An 18,487-nucleotide genomic window follows, 5' to 3' on the forward strand; every position below is an offset into this window, starting at 1 on the left:
ATGTTACTTGCCGAGCAGTCCGTCGACGAGGGATTGAGAAAGCGGAGCAGGGCGCTCCGTTGTCGTGGTGAGCGTTACCGTGCTGCCGGTGTCAGATGCCTTCTGGAAGGCTTCCATCACCTCGAGCACATGCAGCGCCAGATCGCCATTTGCGCGATGCGGCCGGTTCGAGCGGATCGCGTGGGCGAGATCGGCCACACCGAGGGAGCGATAATTGCCGTCGGCATAGGGCAGCGTCACGGGCTGGTCCTCGAACTGGCCGCCCTTCTTCAGATATTCGACCGGGCCGGCAAAACGGTTCGGATCCGGCACGATCAGCGTGCCTTCGGTGCCGTAGACTTCGAGCGGCACATGCTTGTGGCCTGCCACATCGAAGCTCATGCCGATCTGCACGACAGCGCCATTGGCGAAAGCCATCACGCCGGCCACATGCGTCGGGATATGAACAGAAATGCGCTCGCCATTGCGCGGCTCGCTGGTGATGATGCGCTCATCGCGCGGCGTGACCGCAAAACCGGCGACCTTGGCAACCGGCCCCAGCAGATTGACGAGGTCGGTGATGTAATAGGGACCCATGTCGAGCATCGGGCCGCCGCCGACTTCATAATAGAAGGCCGGATTGGGATGCCAGCGCTCATGGCCCGGGCACATGAAGGTCGCGGTGCCGCCGACTGGAATGCCGATGACGCCCTCGTCGATCAGGGCGCGGGCGGTCTGGTGACCGCCGCCAAGGAAGGTGTCAGGGGCAGCGCCGATGCGCAGACCCTTGGCCTTGGCGGCATCCGCCAATTTTTTCCCTTCCGCGAAATTAATCCCCAGCGGCTTTTCCGAATAGGTATGCTTGCCGGCCTCCAGTGCCTGCAGACCGACTGCAACGTGGGCCTTCGGAATGGTCAGGTTGACGATGATTTCGACCTTCGGATCGGCCAGAAGCTCTTCGACAGACCTGGCCTGAAGATTGAATTCGTTGGCTTTTGCCTCTGCAAGTTCGCGATTGAGGTCGGCCAGTCCGCGGATCTCGAGGATCGGGAATGCCGATGTCATCGCCTTCAGATAGGCGCCCGAAATATTGCCGCATCCAATGATGCCGATACCGACTTTTTCCATCATATCCTCCATAAATACTGATTTTTGCGCGTCAGAGCGCCGGTCCTGTAGTGCTCCAGGGCGATTCGTAGAGTTCATAAAGCGCAACAGCGGCAGCACCCTGCGCCCAGAAGTCGTCGGTCGAATCATCGAAAACGAGTTCGCTGACGCCTTGCAGGGACGGCGGGATAGCCAGCGCATAGGCATCCCGCAGACTGTTGAGGAAGGGCTCACCCAGCGCAAGCGAGGAGCCGACGAGAATAACGCGCGGTGGCGCAAACAGGGTGACGATATTGGCAATGGTCAGCCCCACCGCCTCGCCGGCGCGCATGGCCGCGCCGATCAGACGGTCGTCATCGGCCTGGATCAGCGCCTGAACATGGGTCATGCCTCGGCCGAGGCGTACCGCTTCGGCAAAGCGGCCATCGGCCTGTTGTTCGCCGAGAATGGCGCTTTCACCGGCCTGGCTGGAAAGACGCACCACGCCCTGCTGACCCATGCCGAGGACAAGATCGCCGAGATTGTGGCTGAGGCCGCCAGCGCCGCGGAAAAGCTGGTTGTCGTGCAGCACGCCGAGACCGAGTGTCTGCTCCAGCGAGATCAGCACCATGTCTTCGAGATCGCGGGCCTTGCCGAACCAATGATGGCCAAGCGTGATGGCATGTGCGTCGCTCTCGATGATGGTCGGCGTCGACAGGCGGGCCGACATTTCCGCAGCAAAATCAATGTTGACTTCGCGGAAGATGGGGCTTGAACGGATATGGCCGGTACGGTGCTCGATGACGCCAGGGAGTGCCAGGCAGATGCTGTCGATATCATCGAGCGAGAGGCCGATATCGACGACGCAGCGCCGCACGCCATCCTCGATGAGGTCGGCAATCACGGCAATCGGCTGCCGATCGATGCGGATCGGCAGGGCGAGCTTGGAGAGCACGTCGCCGCGGAAATTGGTAACCACGAAGATCATGCGGCTGGCGGCAATCTTGGCGCCAACTACGCGGGCGGCATCCGGATTGACCTCCAGCATGACGCGCGGCCTGCCACGCACTGCCTCGTTGCGGATATCACCCTCGTGAATGGGCAAAATGAGCCCGTCGTCGAGAAGCGAAGCGGTAATGGCCGAAACTGTCGTCGTGGACAATTCGGTGCGTTCGCTGATCTGGATGCGGGAGATCGGGCCGTGGCGCCGGATCGTATCCAGCACGTTCAAGCGGTTGATGGCACGCATCAATTCAGGATCGGCAGTCTTCATCGTCTCGTGCGCACCTAAACTGTCATAGGCCTCGCGATTTTATTCGAGAGGCAAATTAAATTCGCCTTGTTGTAGATCTGATTTTCACAATCGCGCAACAGGAATTTCCATAATGGCATCATTTTGCGCATCTTCTGCCGCTTTTTCAGGCAGGGTATTGACAGAAAGGCAAAGGTTGCGATTATTTAATCCGGATACAGAAATAAAGCGCCTCGGGAGGAGTGCCAAGTGCTGACTACCAAAACTCATCGCATCAACATGCTGTCGGCGATCGCAATCGCGGTTGCCGGTTACTGTGCATCAACGGTAACGGCTGCCGCCGATACGACCATCCGCTGGCTCCACCTGGAGCAGGTTCCGGGCACCCTCGAGGTGTGGAACAAGCTCGCCAAGGACTTCGAAGCGAGCCACCCCGGCGTCAAGGTCGAGCTGCAGTTCCTCGAAAACCAGGCCTTCAAGGCCAAGCTTCCGACGCTCCTGCAGTCGAACGAAGCCCCGAGCTTCTTCTACACCTGGGGTGGCGGCGTGCTGAAGGCGCAAGCCGAGACCGGTATGCTGCGGCCGATCGATGCCGCCCTTGACGCCGATGGCGGCGCATGGCGCAACGGCACCAGTGCTGCCACGATCGACGGCATGACCTTCGACGGCAAGGTCTGGGCAGCGCCCTACAAGACTGGCCTCGTCTCCTTCTTCTACAACAAGGAATTGTTCAAGAAGGCCAATGTCGATGCCAGCAAGATCAAGACCTGGGGCGATTTCCTCAGCGCCGTGAAGACGCTGAAGGCCGCAGGCATCGTGCCGATCGCCGGCGGTGGCGGTGATAAGTGGCCGATCCATTTCTATTGGGGCTATCTCGCCATGCGCGAAGCCGGCCATGATGGCTTCGAAAAGGCCAAGGCTGGCGAGGGTGATGGTTTTGCCGGTGAAGCCTTCGTGAAGGCCGGCGAGCATCTCGCCGAACTCGGCAAGCTCGAACCCTTCCAGAACGGCTATCTTGGCGCCACCTGGAACGATGCGCTTGCTGCTTTCGGCGACGGACGCGCGGCCATGCTGCTCGGCTTTGAAAACACCAACGACACCTCGCGTGCGAGCTCAACCAGCGGAAAGGGTCAGCCGGACGACAATATCGGCCGCTTCCCGTTCCCGGTCGTCGAAGGCGCTCCGGGTCTCGCGACCGATTACCTCGGTCGTCTGAACGGTTGGGTCGTCACCAAGAATGCGCCTCCGGAAACCGAAGAGTTCCTGAAGTTCCTCGGCAATCCGGAAAATCAGAAGCTGTTGGCTCAGAAGACCGGTATCATCCCCGTCGCCAAGGGCGCAGCCGATGGCGTTAAGAACGTGCTTCTGAAGGACAGCGCGGTCGCTCTCGATCAGGAAACTTGGCACCAGAACTTCCTCGATCAGGATCTCGGCCCGAATGTCGGTGGTGTCGTCAACGACATGACGATGGAGATCGTCTCTGGCTCGACTTCGCCGGCCGACGCTGCCCAGCAGATCCAGGACGCCTACTCGCTCGAAGCGAAGTAAAAAATCCGCCGGCGCTCGAACCGAGCGCCGGCTCCTTCTCACTCGCGGCGCAGTCGCGAATTCGCCCGAGGAGTCCTAGAGACCGATGAGTGATACTTTCATGTCAGCAAATGTGGCAGGGACGAGCGCCAAAGTGGCCCCGCGCCGGCACAAGCGTTCGCTGGCCCACAGCAAATGGCCGGTGCTGATCCTTTTCCTGCCGCCGGCATTGATGCTTTTCACGCTGCTCGTCATCGTACCGATGGGCGAAGCCGCATGGTATTCCTTCTATAACTGGAATGGCTACGGCGACCCGACGCAATGGATCGGCTTCCGCAATTACCAGCTCATTTTCCGCAACGGTGCCTTTACCCAGGCGCTCATCAATAACGGCCTGATCGTCCTCATCTCGCTCTGTGTGCAGATCCCGCTGGCGCTATGGCTCGCGACAATGGTCTCCACCAAGATCAAGGGCGCGCTGTTCTTTCGCCTCATCTTCTTCCTGCCCTATGTTCTGGCCGACGTTGCCGCCGGCATGATCTGGCGCTTCGTCTATGACGGCGATTTCGGCCTGGTCGCCGGCATTTCGCATATGATCGGCGTTGAGCCACCCTTCTGGCTCGCCGATCGCGACGTCGCCATGTATGCCATTCTCGGCGTCATCGTCTGGAAGTATTTCGGCTTTCACATGATGCTCTTCATTGCCGGCCTTCAGGCGATCGACAAGAGCGTGCTGGAGGCGGCCGATATCGATGGCGCGACCGGTTGGCAGAAATTCCGGCACGTCACGTTGCCGCTTCTCGGCTCCACCGTTCGCCTGTCCGTCTTCTTCGGCGTCGTCGGCTCTCTGCAGCTCTTCGACATGATCATGCCGCTGACTGGCGGCGGTCCGTCGAACTCGACGCAAACGATGGTGACCTTCCTTTATAATTTCGGGGTGACCCGCATGCAGGTCGGTTTCGGCAGCGCCGTCGGCGTCGTGCTGTTCCTGATCTGCGTCACGCTCGCCTTCAGCTACAAGCGGATATTCATGCGCAATGACTGATATCTCAACCGCACCACCTATCGATGCCGCATCGGCAAATAGCGCCGGCCGCAAGGTCCGCACCGGTACGCAGATCTACATGTACGTCTCGCTGCTGATCGTCGCCGGCCTCGTCGTCATCCCGCTCATCAGCACCGCGCTCGGCGGCTTCAAGACACTTTCCGACCTTCGGGGCAATCCCTTCGGTCTGCCGACGGAATGGCAGTGGAGCAACTATATCGACATCATCGTCAGCCATCGCTACTGGCTGCAGATGGGCAATTCATTGCTGATCGCGCTGCTCACCGTCTTCCTGACGCTGACGCTCGGTGCCATGGCGGCCTTCTGTTTTGCCCATATCCGCTTCTTCGGCTCGACCTATCTGGTGAACTATTTCCTGATCGGGCTGATGTTTCCGGCTGCAACTGCCATCCTGCCGCTCTACATCCGCATCCGCGATCTCGGCCTTCTCAATACATATTGGGGTGTGGTGCTGCCGCAGGTGGCCTTCGGGCTCGGCATGAGCATCATGCTGTTCCGCAACTATTTCAGGAACCTGCCGTCCGAGCTCTTCGATGCGGCTTTCGTCGATGGCTGCGGTTATATGCGCTTCTTCTGGCATATCTCGCTGCCGCTCTCGCGCCCGATCGTCGCGACCGTCGGCATCATTTCCTTTGTCGGAAGCTGGAACAGCTATATCGTGCCGCTGATCATGCTCAATTCGGAGAGCCTCTATCCCTGGCCGCTCGGCATCATGGTCTACAGAGGGGAGTTTGCCACTGACTGGCACCTCATCCTCGCCTTCATCACGCTGACCATCCTGCCGACCATCATCGTCTTTTTCCTCGCCCAGAAGCACATCATCGCCGGCCTGACCGCCGGTGCGGTGAAGTCCTGAGCCCGCATCGGAGACACGCACATGGCGTCTGTCGAACTCAAGAATATTCGCAAGGCCTATGGATCGCTCGATGTGATCCATAATATCTCGCTGTCGATCGAGGATGGGCAGTTCGTTGCCCTCGTCGGCCCGTCCGGCTGCGGCAAGTCCACGCTCCTGCGCATGATCGCTGGTCTCGAGGAAATCAGCGGCGGTGAGGTCATCATCGACAACGCCGTCGTCAACGAACTGACACCCCGCGAGCGCAACATCGCCATGGTCTTCCAGTCCTATGCGCTCTATCCGCATATGACCGTCGCAGAGAACATGGGTTTCAATCTGAAACTATCAGGTCTTCCCAAGCCGCAGATCGAGCAGCGCGTGGCTGAGGCCGCGCGTATGCTGGATCTGACGAAGCTCATGGAGCGTAAGCCGGCGCAGCTTTCGGGCGGCCAGCGCCAGCGCGTCGCCATGGGTCGCGCCATCGTGCGCAACCCGGCCGTCTTCCTGTTCGACGAGCCGCTATCGAACCTCGATGCCAAGCTGCGTGTGCAGATGCGCTCGGAAATCAAGGCGTTGCATCAGAAGGTCAAGACGACGTCCATCTACGTTACGCATGACCAGATCGAGGCCATGACGCTCGCCGACCGCATCGTCGTCCTGAACCAGGGCAATATCGAGCAGGAGGGCACGCCGCTCGAACTTTACAAAAAACCGGCCAATCTCTTCGTCGCAGCCTTTATCGGCTCTCCGGCGATGAACCTCATCGAAGGTATTGTCGAAGGCGAGGGTGGCGTGCCTGCAGCCCGTCTTTCAGATGGAACCGCGATCCGCATTGCGCCGGACCGTAAGGTCCGTCCGGGCCAGATGGTGACAGTCGGCCTGCGTCCCGAACATCTGACGCCGGGCGGCAGGGATGGAAATGCGCTCGCCGGCCAGACCCTTCTTGTCGAGCCGACCGGCGCCCAGACGCACGTCGTCTTCGATCTGGCCGGTCAGCCGGTCACGGCGGTGGTGGATGGAGACTATGCCGCCCGCTACGGCGCCCGTTTCGAGGCCAATATCGCCAGCGATCAGGTCCATATTTTCGACCGCGGCACGGGTCTGGCGCTTTAAATCTGAGAGATCGCTGACGATCCGGACGTGTGCCGGCTCGTCGACATCAAATGAAATCCGCCGCCAATGTATGACTGGCGGCGGGTTTGTTTTGTCGGTTGTTTACTCGGCGGGCTGCGCCACTGGAACAAGCACGTCGCTGTCTTCGCGCAAATCGCCGGCCATTGCGGCGGCAAAGCGGGTCTGGTCGAGTTCGTTTTCCCAACGGGCGACGACGATAGTCGCGACGGCATTGCCGACAAGGTTCGTCAATGCCCGGCATTCCGACATGAAGCGGTCGATGCCGAGGATGAGCGCCATGCCGGCGATCGGAACCGAGGGGACGACTGAGAGTGTGGCGGCAAGCGTGATGAAGCCGGCGCCGGTAATGCCCGCAGCACCCTTGGAGCTCAACATCGCCACCAGAAGCAGCAGGATCTGGTCGCCGAAGCTCAGATGCGTATCAGTAGCCTGGGCGATGAAGAGTGCAGCCAGCGTCATATAGATGTTGGTGCCGTCGAGATTGAACGAATAGCCGGTCGGAATGACGAGGCCGACGACCGAGCGCTTGCAGCCGGCCCGTTCCATCTTGTTCATCAGGCCGGGCAGGGCGGCTTCCGAGGACGAAGTCCCGAGCACCAGCAGCAGTTCTTCCTTGATATAGCGGAGCAGCGCCAGGATGGAGAAGCCGTTGTAGCGGGCAACTGCACCGAGCACGACCAACACGAAGAGCAGCGACGTCAGATAGAAGGTGCCGATCAGGAAGGCGAGGTTGGCGATCGCGCCGATACCATATTTGCCGATGGTGAAGGCCATGGCGCCGAAGGCGCCGATCGGGGCGAATTTCATCAAGATTGCGACGAGGCGGAAGACCGGAGCGGTCAGAACCTGGAAGAAATCCAGCACGGGCTTGCCACGCTCCCCGACGGAGCCGAGCGCAATGCCGAAGACGACTGAGAAGAATAGCACCTGCAGGATGTCGCCCTTGGCGAAGGCGCCGACGATCGTGTCCGGGATGATGTTCATCAGAAAGCCGACGATCGTCGCATCATGGGCCTGGGCGGCATAGTTGTTGACCGCCTTCGTATCGAGCGTCGCCGGATCGATATGCATGCCGGCGCCTGGCTGCAGCACGTTGGAAACAACGAGGCCAACGACGAGCGCCAGCGTCGAAAAGACGAGGAAGTAGCCGAGCGCCTTGCCGACCACGCGGCCGAACTTCTTGAGATCGGCCATGCCGGCTATGCCGGTCGTGACAGTCAGAAAGATGACGGGTGCGATCACCATGCGCACGAGCTTGATGAAAGCGTCTCCGAGCGGCTGCAGCGAAGCGCCGAGAGCAGGGTAGAAGTGGCCGAGCAGAATGCCGGCGGCGATGGCGGCGAGAACCTGCACGTAGAGGTGCCGGTAAAAGGGAGTTTTGCCGCGCTCTGTAGCGGCGTTCATTGCAATATCCATGGTGTCCTCCACTATGCCGGACGCCAATAGGGCGACGGCCAAGTCATGATGGTCAAACAGCCTCCCGACTGATGAGGACTTGTTTGCAACGCGCGTGCCAGTTACTTCCAATTGCCTAATTCATTGATATTATTGAATGCGTCGGGCTGACCCAGAAACGATAGTGCGATTTTTCGCACAAAGTGATTTGCTGGCCGTGCGAAAAGATGCACAATGCGGCCATGCTCCAGAGGACAGCAAATGAACCTTTACTGACGCCTGAACAGCTTGGCCGGCGCTCCCGATCCGTCTGGCTGATCTTTGCGGCGCTCGCCGCCGTCCTCATCGGAACGGCCCTTTACGGCGCCGGCATCTACGGCCGCCTGCAGGCAATTGCAGCGCTGGAGGATCAGGGGCAGACCGACGCCAATCTCAAGGTGGCGCTGCTGCGTGCCGTGCTCGAGGGGCCACGGGCTCTGCCGCTGCTCCTTGCCGATGACCAGCAGGTGCGGGACGCTTTGGCCTCGGGGCAGGGAGAAGCCGTCATGGGGCTTGACCGCAAGCTCCAGAGCCTTGTCGCCGGCACCCGCGCCTCGGTTCTCTATGTAACCGGCAAGAACGGCATCGCGATCGCTTCCAGCAATTGGCGGGAGCCCCTGAGTTTTGTCGGCAACGACTATTCCTTCCGCGATTATTTCCGCCGTGCGATGGAAACGGGCACGGCGGAGCATTTCGCGCTTGGTAATGTCAGCAACCGGCCGGGCCTCTATATTTCCCGGCGGGTCGGGGATGCCGCGGCTCCGCTTGGTGTCGTCGTCGTCAAGATGGAGTTCGATCAGCTGGAATCCGACTGGCGCGATGCTGTCCGGCCCGCCTATGTTGTCGACGAGCACGGTGTCGTGCTCATCACCAGCCTGCCGTCCTGGCGCTTTATGACGGCGAAACCTCTGCCGCAAGAAAGCCTTGCGGCGATCAGGAGCAGTTTGCAATTCGGCGAGGCGCCATTGCTGCCCTTGCCGATCGACGAACGGCAGGCGCTGGGGCCTGGAGCCGCAATCGTCCATGCCATCATGCCGGGCGCCGGGGAGGGCGAGTTCCTGCGATTGCGCACGGAGGTGCCATCGACAACCTGGCAACTCGAATATCTTGTGCCGACCGAAGCGCCGATCGCCTCTTCGGTGCGCGAATGGCGGCTGCTGACATTGGCCGCCCTCATTCCGGTGCTGGCGATCATGACCTTCCTGCTGCGCCGCCGCCAGATCGTCGTCATGCGTATCGCGACCGAGCGCGCCGCCCGCGAGGAGCTGGAGCGCCGGGTGCTGGAGCGCACACAGGACCTGAGCCGCGCCCGTGACCGTCTGCAGGAGGAGATATCGGACCACCGCGCGACCGAGGCGCGGCTGCAGGTGGTGCAGCAGGAACTGGTGCAGGCGAACCGCCTGGCGATCTTGGGGCAGGTCGCCGCCGGCGTGGCGCATGAGATCAACCAGCCGGTCGCGACCATCCGCGCCTATGCCGACAATGCTCGCACCTTCCTCAAACGCCATCAGCCGGAATCGGCCGACGGCAATCTCGATGCGATTGCCAGCCTGACGGAGCGCATCGGCACCATCACCGAGGAGTTGAAGGCCTTTGCCCGCAAGGGCCGCACTGCGGCGGAGCCGATCGAACTGCGCGCCGTCATCGAAGGCGCGGTCGTACTGCTGCGCAGCCGTTTTGCCGGCCGATTAGATGCGCTCGATATCAGGCTACCTGCAGCCGATCTGAAGGTGAGCGGCAACCGCATCCGGCTGGAGCAGGTACTGATCAACCTCTTCCAGAATGCGCTGGAAGCGCTGGAGGGCAGGGAGGCCGCGAAGGTTGAGATCTTCTGCGAGGAGACGGACAGCGAGGTGGCGGTGACTGTGGCAGATAACGGCCCCGGCATATCGGAGAACATCCTTGGCTCGCTTTTTTCGCCTTTTAACACCTCGAAAGAAAAAGGCCTGGGCCTTGGGCTCGTCATTTCTAAGGATATCGTTGCCGATTATGGCGGCCGTATCGAGGTCGAAAGCAACGAAAGCGGCACCCGCTTTACCGTTTATCTGCAGAAGGCACAGGCATGAGTGAAGCAATCCCGGTCTTGCTGGTCGATGACGACAAGGATCTCCTGAAGGCGACGAAACAGACGCTGGAGCTTGCCGGCTTTTCTGTTTCGACCTTTTCCGCCGCTACGGAAGCGCTGAAGGATCTGACCGCGGAGTTCTCGGGTGTGGTCGTTTCCGATATCCGCATGCCGCATGTCGACGGATTGCAGCTCTTCGATCGGATCCGCCGGCTCGATGAAGACCTTCCCGTGATCCTGATCACAGGGCACGGTGACATCCCGATGGCCGTCAAGGCGATCCAGGATGGGGCCTATGACTTCATCACCAAGCCTTTCGCGGCCGACAGGCTGGTGCAAAGCGTGCATCGTGCCGCCGAAAAGCGCCGGCTCGTGCTCGACAACCGGTCGCTGCGCGAGGCGGCCGAGCAGGCACAAGGCGACCTGCCGCTGATCGGCCAGACGCCGGCCATGGAGCGCCTGCGGCGAACGCTCCGGCAGATCGCCGACACGGATGTCGATGTGCTGGTGACCGGCGAGACCGGCAGCGGCAAGGAAGTGGTGGCAAGCCTGCTGCATCGCTGGAGCCGTCGCTCAAAGGGAAACTTTGTGGCGCTGAATTGCGGCGCCCTGCCGGAAACCGTGATCGAGAGCGAACTCTTTGGCCATGAGGCCGGCGCTTTCACCGGCGCGCAGAAGAAGCGCATCGGCCGCATCGAACATTCGAGCGGTGGGACACTCTTCCTCGATGAAATCGAAAGCATGCCGCCTTCCGCGCAGGTGCAGATGCTGCGCGTCTTGGAAATGCGGGAAGTCATGCCGCTCGGTACCAACGAGGTGCGCCCCGTCGACCTGCGTGTCGTGGCCGCTGCCAAGATCGATCTCGGCGATCCGCGTGAGCGCGGCGATTTCCGCGAGGACCTCTATTACCGGCTCAATGTCGTGACGATCAGCATCCCGCCACTGCGCGATCGGCGCGACGATATCCCGCTTCTCTTCGCCCACTTTACCGAACGGGCTGCCAACCGCTTCAAACGCCCGGTTCCGCCTGTTGCGCCCGAACTGCATCGCCATCTGAAAGACCATGACTGGCCAGGAAATGTACGCGAGCTCTCCCACTTCGCCGAGCGCTTCGTGCTCGGTCTCGAAGCGGCGCCGGCGGAAACGCAGCAAGACGGGATGGCGAACAAAGAGGCCTCGCTCCCTTTGCCGGCGAGAATTGACCGCTATGAGGCCGATATCATCCGGGAGACGCTGACCCGGAACGGCGGCGACGTGCGCCGAACGATCGAAACACTCGGCATTCCGCGCAAGACCTTCTATGACAAGCTGCAGCGTTATGGCATCGAGCGTGCCGCGTTCAGCTCTTCAAAGGCGGAGAGCTGACACATCGGTTACCGGCGGTGCCGAAACGGATCCCGGTATAAACACCTTGGTTGAGAGTCCGGGACCGTGACAAGTCGTCAAGCCGCGCTAGTTCCATCGATGCCTCACCCGGTGATTCATGGAACGAGCGCTTGATTTATGATGTTGTTGTCGTCGGCTCCGGCTTTTCTGCGATCGCAGTCGTCTGCAATCTTGTCCGGAAACTTCCGCAGACGGCGTCGATCGCCGTCATCGGCGATGATCCGGGTTTTGGCAGAGGCACGGCCTATCGCACTGAAATGCATCTCCACCGGCTGAATGTCCCAGCGGCGCGCATGAGCCTCTTCACGGACAGGCCGGCCGATTTCGTGGAATGGCTGAGCCGCAAGAACCGTCCGTCGCGGGATGCCGATTTCGCGTCACGGAGCGATTATGGGCTCTATGTCAGGGATACGCTCGCAGATCTGCTGCGGCCTCGCGACGACCGGCGCCGCGTCGATTTCATCAAGGCCAAGGCCACCGGTTGCGTCGAGCGCTATCCGGGCGCCCTCGGCTTTCTGCTGGAGCATGGCGGCGAAATCGCCGGCCGCCACGTCGTCCTCTGTCTTGGGTTGGGAAATGCGAAATTGCCGGTCGATACCGGAGTTCTTGGGAGCGCCACGCGTTCGCATGTGATCGAAAATCCCTGGCGCCTTTCCTGGCTGACACATGTCGGCCCGCAGGATCGGGTCTGTATCCTGGGCTCGGGCCTTACCATGATCGATCAGGTTCTTGGGCTTCGGTCGCATGGGCACCGCGGCCGCATCGATGTTCTCTCCCGTCGCGGGCTCGCGCCGCACGGACATGCCCGCGATCCGAAATCACCTGCGGCCATCGAGATCGATGCAAACGGGACGACACTCAGCCAGATCCTGCACGATATCAGGCGGCGGGTAAGATCGGGGGCCGACTGGCGAAGCGTCATGGATGGGCTGCGGCCCAAGACCCAGGCGATCTGGCAGAACCTCGCTCCAGCGCAGCGGTCGCGTTTCCTGCGGCATGCGCTGCCATGGTGGAACATCCATCGCCATCGCGTGGCGCCTGACATCTGCGACCGGTTCGAGCAACTGCGGCAGCAGGGCGTCGTCAATTTCCACGCCGGCTATCTCAAAACGCTCAAGGACGCCGGCGACGGGATCGGCATCGAATACCGCAAAAGAGGACGCCGTGAGACGATCGCTCTCACAGTCGATTGGATCGTCAATTGCACGGGGATGGAACGGGCGGGGTTGGCGCATTCACCGCTTCTGCAGGAAATGCGCCGGCAGGGCTTTGTCGTTGCGGATTCGCTTGGGCTCGGAATCTCGGTAAACCGGGATTCGCGCGTGCTGAATTCAGAAGGCGTGACGCAATCGAACCTTTATGCGGTCGGCGCGCTGACAGCCGGTCAATTCTGGGAGATTACCGCCGTTCCCGATATCAGGGCTCAGGCAGAACAGGTCGCTGCGCAAATAGCAATGTGAGAAGGACCCTCAGCCTTGACCGCATGGGTTGCGCCGCTGGCCTGTTTTCGATCAGGCCTTGCTTTTCTCACGGGCGGTTCTTGAAGGCATATTTCACATTCGGACGGCGAGAAATCCTCGCTCCATCGAATCAGGCAGCCCTTTAAGGGGCACCAACACATATTCACATCATGGCGTGAAGGTGCGCGGCGTTCTCTTTCATACCGCGCGCGAATAATACTCCCGGTGCTGCCGCAAATCTATAGAGGCGGTCAACTTTCGAGGATCAAATCGGCAGGTTACGCGCAATTTTTTGTGTAGCGATGCTGGAATGCCAGCGATGTCTTATTTCCGTCTAGGAGGACCTTGATCTTTCAAAACATTGGCGCACCATCTTACTTAGCGAAGGCGAAAATCGCTGAGGCAGACCTTTATAGGAGGGCCTATGCTGAACAACTCCCTATTTGATGCGTTCACCCGTAACTACGAGTCTCGCCGCGAGACGGATATGTCTATCGCGGACTATTTGTCCATATGCAAGAAGGATCCGATGGCTTACGCCAACGCCACCGAGCGGCTGCTGGCGGCAATCGGCGAACCTGAGATCATCGATACAGCCAAGGATTCGCGGCTCGGGCGGGTCTTTATGAACAGGACGATCCGAACCTATCCGGCCTTTGCGGGTTTTTTCGGTATGGAGGAGACGATCGAGCGGATCGTGTCCTTCTTCCGGCATGCAGCCCAAGGCCTGGAAGAGCGTAAGCAGATCCTCTACCTGCTCGGTCCCGTCGGCGGTGGCAAGTCTTCGCTTGCGGAGCGCCTGAAGCAACTCATGGAGGTCAATCCCATTTATGTGCTGAAGGCCGGCGACGACTTGAGCCCGGTCTTCGAAAGCCCCCTCAATCTCTTCGATCCCTTGGCCATGGGGCCGTTGCTGCTCGAAGAATACGGTATCCCTACCCGTCGCCTCAGTGGCCTGATGAGCCCATGGTGCCTGAAGCGCCTCGACGAGTTCGACGGCGATATCTCTCGTTTCCGCGTCGTGAAAATCCAGCCGTCCAGGCTTCGCCAGATCGCGATCGCCAAGACCGAACCGGGTGACGAGAACAACCAGGACGTCTCATCGCTGGTCGGCAAGGTCGATATCCGCAAGCTCGAGCACTATTCGCAGAACGATCCAGACGCCTACAGCTATTCCGGCGGTCTCAATCGCGCCAATCAGGGCATTCTGGAATTCGTCGAGATGTTCAAGGCGCCGATCAAGATGCTGCACCCGTTGCTGACGGCGACGCAGGAAAGCAACTACATGGGCACCGAGAATATCGGTGCGATCCCGTTCTCGGGTATCATCCTTGCCCATTCGAACGAAGCGGAATGGCAGACTTTCAAGGCCAACAAGAACAATGAAGCCTTTATCGACCGCATCTGCGTCATCAAGGTTCCCTATTGCCTCCGGGTCATGGAGGAGCAGAAAATCTACGAGAAGTTGATCGAAGGCTCGGAGCTTGCAGATGCAGCCTGCGCGCCAGCGACGCTGGAGATGCTGGCCCGCTTCTCCGTCCTGTCACGGCTTCGCAAGCACGAGAATTCCAATCTCTTTTCAAAGATGCGCGCCTATGACGGCGAAAGCCTGAAGGAAACCGATCCGCGCGCCAGAAGCGTACAGGAATATCACGATGCCGCAGGCGTCGATGAGGGCATGGACGGAATATCGACACGTTTCGCCTTTAAAGTCCTTGCGTCGACCTTCAACCACGACACAACGGATATCGGCGCCGACCCCGTTCATCTGATGTATGTTCTGGAACAGGCTATCCGCCGCGAGCAGTTTTCCGAGGAGACGGAAAAGCGCTATATGGAGTTCATCAAGGCAGAACTGGCGCCGCGTTATGCGGAATTCATCGGCAACGAGATCCAGAAGGCCTATCTGGAATCCTACTCCGATTACGGTCAGAATCTGTTCGACCGTTACGTCGATTACGCGGATGCCTGGATCGAGGACGTCGATTTCAAGGACCCCGATACAGGACAATTGCTCGACCGCGAACTTCTGAACCAGGAGTTGACGAAGATCGAAAAACCCGCGGGCATCGCCAATCCCAAGGATTTCCGCAACGAGATCGTCAAGTTCTGCCTCAGATCGCGCGCCCACAATGGTGGTAAGAACCCATCCTGGACCAGTTATGAAAAAATCCGGGAAGTGATCGAAAAGCGGATGTTTTCGCAGGTCGAGGATTTGCTGCCGGTCATCTCCTTCGGATCGAAGAAGGATAGCGAGACTGAAAAGAAACACAGTGAGTTCGTCTCGCGCATGGTCGCGCGGGAATATACCGAACGGCAGGTTCGCCGGCTGGTGGAATGGTACATGCGCGTCAAACAGGCGAGTTAGGTAGGCTGTCCGGCGAGTACCCATTAGGAGCAAACATGCACATCATTGACCGGCGGCTCAATCCGCGCGGTAAAAGTTTAGAAAATAGACAACGGTTTCTACGGCGTGCCAAGGACGCCGTAGCACAAGCGGTTAAACGATCTTTGCAAAACCGCTCCATCCGCGATGTGCTTGATGGCGGTGAAGTTACTCTCCCGATCGGCGGCATGGCCGAACCGGGCCTTCACCGGGGCGGAGGGGGAATTCAGGATCGTATCCTTCCCGGCAATCAGAAATTCGTCGAGGGTGATTTCATCAAGCGTCCGCCGGCATCGGGCGGCGGCCGTTCGTCCGAGGCGGGGGAGGGCGACGGCGAAGACGGCTTCCGCTTCGTCCTGACCCGGGAGGAGTTCCTCAACATCTTCCTCGAAGATCTGGAATTGCCTGATCTCGCCAAGCGGCGACTGAGCGAGACCGAGGAGGTGACACCGCAAAGGGCCGGTTTTTCTGTCTCCGGCTCCCCCTCCAACATCGCCGTCGGGCGCACGACACGCCTTGCCATGATGCGGCGCCTGGCGCTTCATCGCCCGAAGGTAGAGGAAATAGAGGCGCTCCAGAAGCAGATCGACGAATGCGACAATGCGGAAGAGCGCCTTGTTCTTGAAGACAGGCTGAGGACCCTGACGCTCAAGAGCAAGCGCATCCCCTATATCGACCCGCTCGACGTCCGCTACCGGCGCTTTGAAAACACACCGAAGCCTGTCGTCAAGGCGGTGATGTTCTGCCTCATGGACGTGTCCGGTTCCATGAGCGAGCATATGAAGGATCTCGCCAAGCGTTTCTACCTGCTCCTCTACCTCTTCCTGTCGCAGCGTTATGAGAAGGTGGAGATCGTCTTCATCCGCCATACTGAAAAGGCGGAGGAAGTCGATGAGGAGACTTTCTTCTATAGCCCGGCGACAGGCGGCACGCTGGTTTCCAGTGCGCTGGCGGTCATGCGCTCGATCGTTGCCGCGCGGTTCGATCCGACGGAATGGAACATCTATGCGGCGCAGGCCTCCGATGGCGACAATTCCTATTCCGACGGCGCTCTGACCGGCCAGCTGCTGCAGCAGGAAATCCTGCCGGTCTGCCAGTACTTCGCCTATATCGAAGTCGGTGAGGAAGACGGGGATTCCTCAATGTCTAGGTCACCGCTCTGGACGCTCTATCAGGAGATCCGCTCCGCAGCTCTGCCTCTTGCCATACGCAAGGTCTGCCGCAGGAACGAGATATTCCCTGTTTTCCATGACCTGTTTCAGAAGAAGGCTGCCAAGGCAGGGGCTACGCCATGAAGACCAGCACGCGGCATAAGGAAAAGCTTCTGTTTGAAGGGGCTGACTGGGATTTTCCGACCCTGCAGCGCATTCATGATGCCTGTGAGGACATCGCGCTTGGGGAACTGGGCCTCGATGTCTATCCGAACCAGATCGAGGTCATTACATCGGAGCAGATGCTCGATGCCTATTCCTCGACAGGCATGCCGCTGTTCTATCGCCACTGGTCCTTCGGGAAGCATTTTGCCCATCACGAAGCCTTCTACCGCCGCGGGATGCGCGACCTCGCCTATGAGATCGTCATCAACAGTTCGCCCTGCATCTCCTATCTCATGGAGGAGAATACGGCGACCATGCAGACGCTGGTCATTGCGCATGCTGCCTTCGGCCATAACCACTTCTTCAAGAACAACTATCTGTTCAAGCTTTGGACCGACGCCGAAGGTATTCTTGATTATCTCGACTTCGCCAAGAGCTACATCTCGCGTTGCGAAGAACGATATGGCGAAGTGGCCGTCGAACGCACGCTCGATGCCGCACATGCGCTGATGTCGCACGGTGTGCACCGCTATGCCGGCAAGACGACGGTCGACCTCCGGCAGGAAGAAAAGCGGCTGCAGGAGCGCCGTGCGCACGAGGAGAAGATCTTCAACGATCTCTGGCGCACCGTGCCTGTCGGCCTCAAGCGCAACAAGTCCGATCGCGATCTCGAGCACCGGCGTGCCGCACTCGGTTTGCCGCAGGACAATATCCTTTACTTCCTCGAAAAATCCGCGCCCCGGCTGCATTCCTGGCAGCGAGAGATCTTGCGCATCGTGCGCCACGTCGCCCAGTATTTTCATCCCCAGCGCCAGACCAAGGTGATGAATGAGGGGACCGCCACCTACGTCCATTACAACATCATGCAGCGCCTGCACGAGCGCGGGCAGCTCAGCGACGGCAACTATTTCGAGTTTCTGAAATCGCACACCAATGTCGTGTTCCAGCCGATGTACGATGATCGGCGGTTCTCTGGCTTCAATCCCTATGCGTTGGGCTTTGCGATGATGCAGGATATCGAGCGCATCGTGACGGAGCCGACTGGCGAAGATCGCGACTGGTTTCCTGACATCGCCGGACGGGGCGATCCGATGGCGGTCCTGCGTGATATCTGGGCCAACTACCGCGACGAGAGTTTCGTCAGCCAGTTCCTGAGCCCGAGCCTCATGCGGCGCTGGCGCATGTTCCAGCTCCATGACGACCCGGAGATTCAGGAGGGTATCCTGGTTTCCGCGATCCATGACGAGCGCGGTTATCGGCGTATCCGCCGGCAACTTTCCCGCGGCTACGATATTGGCCATACCGATCCGGCGATTGAGATCGTCGACGTCGATCTCGCAGGTGACCGTAGATTGCTGTTGCAGCACCGAGCCACCAATGACGAGTTCCTGGAAGAAGAAGATCTTAAGCTCGTCCTGCAGCACCTTGCCGATCTCTGGAGCTATGACGTTCTGCTGGAGGAACTCGACAGCAAGGAGAGTGTCGTCCGGAAGCACGTCGCCCACCCGCGGACATTTTCGCGACAGAGCGAATTCGCCTGAGTGGCGGGATTCTGCCT

At 59.8% G+C, this 18,487-nt stretch carries 13 protein-coding genes; 10 read left to right on the forward strand and 3 right to left on the reverse strand.

All coding sequences use genetic code 11. The annotated features are described in order from the left end of the window. Positions 1 to 3: 3 nt before the first annotated feature. Both AB4Z13_RS28225 and AB4Z13_RS28230 read right to left on the reverse strand, forming a co-directional pair. Positions 4 to 1,107: a Gfo/Idh/MocA family protein gene (locus AB4Z13_RS28225; RefSeq protein WP_442207375.1), complete on the reverse strand. Its 1,104-nt coding sequence runs from the start codon at positions 1,105 to 1,107 to the stop codon at positions 4 to 6. Positions 1,108 to 1,138: 31 nt separating this feature from the next. Next, entirely contained in the window at positions 1,139 to 2,338 is a 1,200-nt protein-coding gene (locus AB4Z13_RS28230) for an ROK family transcriptional regulator (RefSeq protein WP_113322991.1), read from the reverse strand. Positions 2,339 to 2,596: 258 nt separating this feature from the next. On the opposite strand from AB4Z13_RS28230, the gene AB4Z13_RS28235 reads away from it, so the two are divergent. The 4 genes from AB4Z13_RS28235 to AB4Z13_RS28250 all read left to right on the forward strand — a co-directional run bounded on the left by AB4Z13_RS28235 (position 2,597) and on the right by AB4Z13_RS28250 (position 6,861). Next, positions 2,597 to 3,865, forward strand: a complete 1,269-nt coding sequence (locus AB4Z13_RS28235) for an extracellular solute-binding protein (RefSeq protein ID WP_439018889.1) — start codon at positions 2,597 to 2,599, stop codon at positions 3,863 to 3,865. Positions 3,866 to 3,965: 100 nt separating this feature from the next. Continuing rightward, entirely contained in the window at positions 3,966 to 4,889 is a 924-nt protein-coding gene (locus tag AB4Z13_RS28240) for a carbohydrate ABC transporter permease (RefSeq protein WP_439018888.1), read from the forward strand. A gap of 79 nt (positions 4,890 to 4,968) precedes the next feature. After that, positions 4,969 to 5,766, forward strand: a complete 798-nt coding sequence (locus AB4Z13_RS28245; protein WP_112572501.1) for a carbohydrate ABC transporter permease — start codon at positions 4,969 to 4,971, stop codon at positions 5,764 to 5,766. Between the two features lie 21 nt (positions 5,767 to 5,787). Next, the gene (locus AB4Z13_RS28250; protein ID WP_442207358.1) at positions 5,788 to 6,861 is read left to right on the forward strand and encodes an ABC transporter ATP-binding protein; all 1,074 of its coding nucleotides are present in this window, start codon (positions 5,788 to 5,790) and stop codon (positions 6,859 to 6,861) included. A 102-nt stretch (positions 6,862 to 6,963) separates the two neighbouring features. Here AB4Z13_RS28250 and AB4Z13_RS28255 read toward each other — a convergent pair whose 3' ends face one another. Beyond that, positions 6,964 to 8,298 (reverse strand): dicarboxylate/amino acid:cation symporter, encoded by a 1,335-nt coding sequence (locus AB4Z13_RS28255; RefSeq protein WP_439018153.1) that lies wholly within the window; start codon positions 8,296 to 8,298, stop codon positions 6,964 to 6,966. Positions 8,299 to 8,519: 221 nt separating this feature from the next. Between AB4Z13_RS28255 and AB4Z13_RS28260 the strand changes: the two genes are divergently transcribed. The 6 genes from AB4Z13_RS28260 to AB4Z13_RS28285 all read left to right on the forward strand — a co-directional run bounded on the left by AB4Z13_RS28260 (position 8,520) and on the right by AB4Z13_RS28285 (position 18,470). Continuing rightward, positions 8,520 to 10,382 (forward strand): sensor histidine kinase, encoded by a 1,863-nt coding sequence (locus AB4Z13_RS28260; protein ID WP_439018152.1) that lies wholly within the window; start codon positions 8,520 to 8,522, stop codon positions 10,380 to 10,382. Next, positions 10,379 to 11,746, forward strand: a complete 1,368-nt coding sequence (locus AB4Z13_RS28265; RefSeq protein WP_439018151.1) for a sigma-54-dependent transcriptional regulator — start codon at positions 10,379 to 10,381, stop codon at positions 11,744 to 11,746. The genes AB4Z13_RS28260 and AB4Z13_RS28265 overlap by 4 nt, the downstream gene beginning before the upstream one ends. Before the next feature lie 131 nt (positions 11,747 to 11,877). Beyond that, positions 11,878 to 13,227: an FAD/NAD(P)-binding protein gene (locus AB4Z13_RS28270; RefSeq protein ID WP_439018150.1), complete on the forward strand. Its 1,350-nt coding sequence runs from the start codon at positions 11,878 to 11,880 to the stop codon at positions 13,225 to 13,227. Positions 13,228 to 13,651: 424 nt separating this feature from the next. Continuing rightward, the gene (locus tag AB4Z13_RS28275; protein ID WP_439018149.1) at positions 13,652 to 15,595 is read left to right on the forward strand and encodes a PrkA family serine protein kinase; all 1,944 of its coding nucleotides are present in this window, start codon (positions 13,652 to 13,654) and stop codon (positions 15,593 to 15,595) included. 35 nt (positions 15,596 to 15,630) lie between these two features. Further along, on the forward strand, positions 15,631 to 16,908 hold the full coding sequence (locus tag AB4Z13_RS28280) for a YeaH/YhbH family protein (RefSeq protein ID WP_439018148.1): 1,278 nt from the start codon (positions 15,631 to 15,633) through the stop codon (positions 16,906 to 16,908). Continuing rightward, positions 16,905 to 18,470 carry a SpoVR family protein gene (locus tag AB4Z13_RS28285; RefSeq protein ID WP_113322969.1) on the forward strand — a complete coding sequence of 522 codons (1,566 nt, stop codon included), beginning with the start codon at positions 16,905 to 16,907 and terminating at the stop codon, positions 18,468 to 18,470. Before AB4Z13_RS28280 ends, AB4Z13_RS28285 begins: the two co-directional genes overlap by 4 nt. Positions 18,471 to 18,487: the final 17 nt, after the last annotated feature.

The sequence above is a fragment of the Rhizobium sp. YAF28 genome, assembly GCF_052113285.1.
In the GTDB taxonomy this organism is placed as follows: domain Bacteria; phylum Pseudomonadota; class Alphaproteobacteria; order Rhizobiales; family Rhizobiaceae; genus Rhizobium.